This window comes from Falsiroseomonas selenitidurans (genome assembly GCF_012103215.1).
Taxonomy (GTDB): Bacteria; Pseudomonadota; Alphaproteobacteria; order Acetobacterales; family Acetobacteraceae; genus Falsiroseomonas; species Falsiroseomonas selenitidurans.
In genome coordinates this window covers 1-596 of sequence record NZ_JAAVNE010000143.1, presented here as the reverse complement: position 1 = coordinate 596, position 596 = coordinate 1, and the positions used below count along the sequence as shown (strand labels likewise).

Annotated in this window: 1 protein-coding gene; it reads left to right on the top strand. The window is 80.0% G+C overall.

The annotated features are described in order from the left end of the window. Positions 1–596, top strand: a 596-nt coding sequence (locus tag HEQ75_RS27760; RefSeq protein WP_168035344.1) for a CHASE2 domain-containing protein, incomplete at both ends; no start/stop codon positions are given.

Below are 596 nucleotides of genomic sequence, written 5' to 3'. Positions count from 1 at the left end.
GCGGCGGCGCCGGCCTGGCGCCGCTGGCCGCGCCGGGCGTCGTGCTGCCGCATGCGCCGCTGCTGGCCGCCGCCGCCGGGCTCGGCGCCGCCTCCCTCACCGGCAGCCCGGTGCGCCAGGTGCCGCTGCTGGTGGAACTGGACGGCGAGCGCCGCGCCGGGCTGGTGCTGGAGGCGCTGCGCCTGGCGCTGGAAGCGACCCCGCTGCTGGAGGCCGCGCCGCTGGCGCTCGATCTCGGCGAGGTGCGGCTGAACCTGGATTCCTCAGCGTCCATCCACCTGCATGCCGCGCCAGCCGAACACCGGGCGGCGCGCAGCGTCTCCGCCGCCGCGGTGCTGGCCGGGCGGCTGCCGGCGGAAGCGGTGGCCGGGCATATCGTGCTGCTGGGCGGCGCGGCGCCGGAGACCGGGGCGCTGCGTGATGCCGGCTTCGCCCCGCTGGTGCCCGCGGTGCAGCTGCAGGCGGAGGCGCTGGAACAGGCGCTGACCCTGTGGCTGCCGCTGCGCCCGGACTGGCTGCCGCTGGCCGAGGGGGCGCTGGCGGCGCTGTGCGGCCTGGCCGGCGCGCTGGCCGGCGCGGCGCTGGCGCCACTCGCC